This window comes from Streptomyces sp. NPDC057010 (assembly GCF_042673805.1).
GTDB lineage: Bacteria > Actinomycetota > Actinomycetes > Streptomycetales > Streptomycetaceae > Streptomyces.
This window is the reverse complement of the sequence record NZ_JBHUSC010000119.1, coordinates 1-3,862: the sequence shown is the minus strand read 5'-3', so window position 1 is coordinate 3,862 and position 3,862 is coordinate 1. Positions and strand designations below refer to the sequence as shown.

Genomic DNA, 3,862 nt, shown 5'->3' with positions numbered 1-3,862 from the left:
CGCCGGCGTTTGAGGCGCGGGGGTCCGGGGGCAGAGCCCCCGGCAGCGGCGCCGCGCCCTACTCGGGCGGCTTCCGCCGAGCCAGCACCCGGACCCCGCCCACCGGCGGAGCCAAGGGCGGCGCAGCCACCGGCACGTCCAGGCTGAGCCCCCGCACGATGGTCAGTGCCCGCTGCGGCCGGGCCGGCGCCGGGGCCGGGGCCGGGGCCGGGCCCGGGGCCACGTCAGGCTCGTCCGGAACCACCGGCTCGGCCGCCGCCAGGCGAAGCGCCTCCCACCGAAGCTCCCGCACCCCACTGTCGTGCCACCCGTCCGCACCCCCCGGCACGGCCGGCAACCGCATCCGCCACGCATGCACCCCCACGGCCACCGGCACGGCCAGCACCAGCGTCCACGCGAAGGCCGCCACGCCGACGGCCCACCACACCGGCCCGAACTCGGCCAGCGCCCGCGACCCCAGCGGCCCCGACGAGGCCGCCGCGAGCCCGGCCATGACCAGCCCGCACACCAGCGCGCCGAGGGCCGCCGTCAGCGCGGTCTCCCCATACGGGACCTCCCGCGCCCGGCGCACCGCGAACCATCCCACCGCCAGCCCAGCCACCACCGGCACCCCGGCGGCCGCCCAGGTCAGCGGGCCTCCCGGCCCCTCCGCCGGCAGCGCCGCCAGCAGCGGGAACCGGGGCAGCGCGGGCGAGCCCGCGTAGCCGAGCGGGGTGGCGGTCGCGCCGACGCCGAGGGCGAAGCCGGGCCCGAGGGCGTAGGACGCCCCCCACACCATGGCGTTCGGGATCAGCGCGACCGCGAGCAGCAGCACCGCGAACCGGCCCGACCACACCTCGGTCAGCGCCAGGAACGACCCCTGGACCTCCGCGCCGTGCCAGGCCAGCGAGGACCCGACGAGCAGGACACCGCCGCCCAGGAGGACGAGGGCTCCGCCCGCACCGGCCCGGAGCGCCAGCGCGTAACGGGGGCGCGTAACTGCCCTCCGTACGCCCCCCGGCACCCATGAGGGGAACCCCGCGAGCGGACGCCCCCGCACCGCCCACACCCCGCCGCCGGCGGCGAGCGCGGCGACCAGCGGGACGTGCCAGGCCGCGCTCAGCGGATCGGCGGGCATGGGGCCGCCGGCCGCGTACGCCGTGACGAGGGCCCCGACGGCCAGGTACCCGCACACCACGGCCGAGAACACGGCGGTCGCGGGCAGCACCTCCTCCCCCTCCTCCTCGGAGGCGCTCCCGAGCCGGGCCGCACGCCGCATGAGCAGGACGGGCAGCGCGACGAGGAGCAGCGGCGTCACGCCGACGGGCGCGGGCACGCCAGACAGGGTCTCGTACCGCAGCAGCTCCGCGCCGTGGGCGAGCAGCCACAGCCCGGCGGCGAGGTGCAGGGCCCCGCCGGGGCCGCTGTCGGGGTAGGGGGAGCTGATCCACAGCACGATGACGAGCACGGCGAGGAAGCCGAGCCCGAGCCCGGCCGCCACGGCACCGCCCACCACGCAGGCGGCCGCCGCCGGGGAACGGCGCCGGGCGGCGGCGCGCGGGGCCGTGGACAACGGGGTCCCGCGTTCGGTCACTTGGGTCACCCCGCCATGGTGCCAACGACACGCGCTATGAGCGGGTAACAGGCGAATGTCCGTGGTGTCGCTCAATATACGTTTATGTACTTTTTCGCCCAGGGCTGCCGGGTCGCGGGGAGTGTGGCATGACACGAAGCGTCGAGACGAGCTCGGAGCTGAGCCTCCCCACCCCGAAGGAGCGCCGCAGACTGCGCGAATCGGCGGATCTGACGCACGAACAGGTCGCGGCGGCGGTGGGGGTCACGGCGGCCACGGTGCGTTCGTGGGAGACGGGCCGCACGGACCCCCGCGGCCGCAAACGCGAGGCCTACGCCACATTCCTGACCACCCTCGCCCCCCCGCCCCCCGACCCGGACCCCACCGCCAAGGGCGGGGTTGCGCTCGACACGGAGGCCGGGGCCAACGTCCAGGCCGGTGTGGGGGCCCTGGCCGAGGTGGGGATCCAGGCTGGAGCTGGGGCCGAACTCGGTACCCCGCACCCCCAGACGGAGCTGCCCACAGATGCCGAGCCCCTGGCGGTCGAGGCCGAATCAGCTGCCCCACACGCGACCGACGCAGCGGCCGTGCCGCCTTCGGTGCCGAGCGCAACGCCCGGTTCCGCACGCCCCCTGACGGACCGTCCTGCGGAAGTCGAGCCCCGCGCCGCCGAGGTGAGCGCCGTGGCCGGTCGGCCCGCGGACGCCGGGCTCGGCGCCGCGGAGGCCGAGGGTGTGTCCTCCGGGGCGCCGAGGGCGACCCCCGGCCCCGCGCGCCCCCTGGCGGGTCGGCCCGCCGGGGCCGGAACCCGCCCCAAGCCCGCGGCCAAGCGCGCCGCGAGGCCGCCGGTGGCGCTGCCCCGCCACGACGCCAAAGCGCCGGTCAGGGTCGGCCCCGCCGGCCTGACCGCGGAGACCGACGGGCACCCGGGAGCCGGCGCCTCCGACGGCACCACAGGCGCCGCCAGGCCCGCAGGCGCGCCCTCACCCGAGGGGCCGGCGGCCCAAGGGGCCGGGGGCGGGGCCAGGGCCGCCGAAGCCGCAGAGCCCGAGCAGACCCCGCTCCCCCCGGTGGCCGGAGGGAGCACGGGTGAGCCGAGAACAGGGGACGCCCCGGCGGTCCCCCCGCCCATCCAGGCCACGGAGCCCGGCGAGACCCCTGGGACCGGACCGACCCCGGAGGCAGAACAGGCCCGGCAATGCACGGAAACCACCGAAGCCACGGCGGCCAAAGAGAACCCGGAGGCCGCAGAGGCCGCTCAGACCATCAAGGCCGAACAGGCCCCGCAAGGGACGGAAACCCCCGAAGCCGCGGCGGGCAAAGAGAACCTGGACGCCGCGCAGGCAGGGCAGGCCCCCCAGGCCGGAGAGGGTCCACAGGGCCCGGCGGGCATGGGGGCCGCGGCGGGTGGCGAGGCGCTGGAGGCGGGCGGGCAGGCTCCGGCGGGGCCGAAAGGGGCTCCGCGGGGCGGGGCCGCGGGGGAGTTCGACGTGCTGTACGGGCGGGCCGCCGGTGCCCTCGTACGGCAGGCCTATCTGCTCACCGGCCGGCGCTCCCTCGCCCAGGAGGCCGTGGAGCGGGCCTTCCAGCTGGCCTGGAACCGCTGGCCCGAGGTGGCCGCCGACCCGGACCCGGTCGGCTGGGTGCGCGCGGCCGCGCACGAGTACGCCCTCTCCCCCTGGCACCAGCTCCGCCGCGCCCACCGGCACCCCGACAAGGCCCCCGCCGAGCCCGCCGACCGGATCCTCCTCGACGCCATGCTCGCGCTGCCCACCCCCCACCGCCGTACCGTCATCCTCTACGACGGCGTCGGCCTCGACCTCCCCGACACCGCCGCCGAAACCGAGGCCAGCACCCCCACCGCCGGCAACCGCCTCCTCCACGCGCACGCCGACCTCGCCGGGCGGATCCCCGAACTGGCCGCCGTACCGCCCGGGCAGCGGTCCGCGCTGCTGCGCGAGCGGCTCGCCACGGTGCGGCCGGCCGTCCGGCTCGAACCCCGCCCGGCGGCCGTGGTGCGCGCGTCCGCGGAGCGCCGCGCCCGCCGGTGGACCCGTGCCGTCGTCAGCGTCACCGCGGTGATCGCGGCCGCCACGGCGTACACCGCCAGAACGGCGCCCACCCAGTACGAGCCCCCGATCGCACCCGGCGCGAGCGTCTCCGGCGTGCCCCCGCACAGCGGCCCCCAGCGGCTCACCGAGGAGAGCAGGGCGCTCCACGACAAGCTGCGCGCCGACCCGGCCGCGGGTCCGGCCCGCCTCGCCCCGAAGGTCGAATGAGAAACGGGCTCGGCCCGCACCCCGGAGAGGG

The 3,862-nt window shown here is 78.1% G+C and carries 2 protein-coding genes; one reads left to right on the top strand and one right to left on the bottom strand.

Annotated features, from left to right (window positions below):
- Positions 1 to 58 precede the first annotated feature (58 nt).
- Complete coding sequence (locus ACFTXQ_RS36450; RefSeq protein WP_382649929.1) at positions 59 to 1,582, bottom strand: DUF6350 family protein; 1,524 nt, start codon at positions 1,580 to 1,582, stop codon at positions 59 to 61.
- Positions 1,583 to 1,701: 119 nt separating this feature from the next.
- On the opposite strand from ACFTXQ_RS36450, the gene ACFTXQ_RS36445 reads away from it, so the two are divergent.
- A complete protein-coding gene (locus ACFTXQ_RS36445; protein WP_382649926.1) occupies positions 1,702 to 3,831 on the top strand; it encodes a helix-turn-helix domain-containing protein in 2,130 nt (709 codons plus the stop codon).
- Positions 3,832 to 3,862 lie beyond the last annotated feature (31 nt).

Excerpts from the sequence above, each read along its gene's own strand:
- ACFTXQ_RS36445 (WP_382649926.1), top strand. The coding sequence starts at position 1,702 with ATGACACGAAGCGTCGAGACGAGCTCGGAGCTGAGCCTCCCCACCCCG.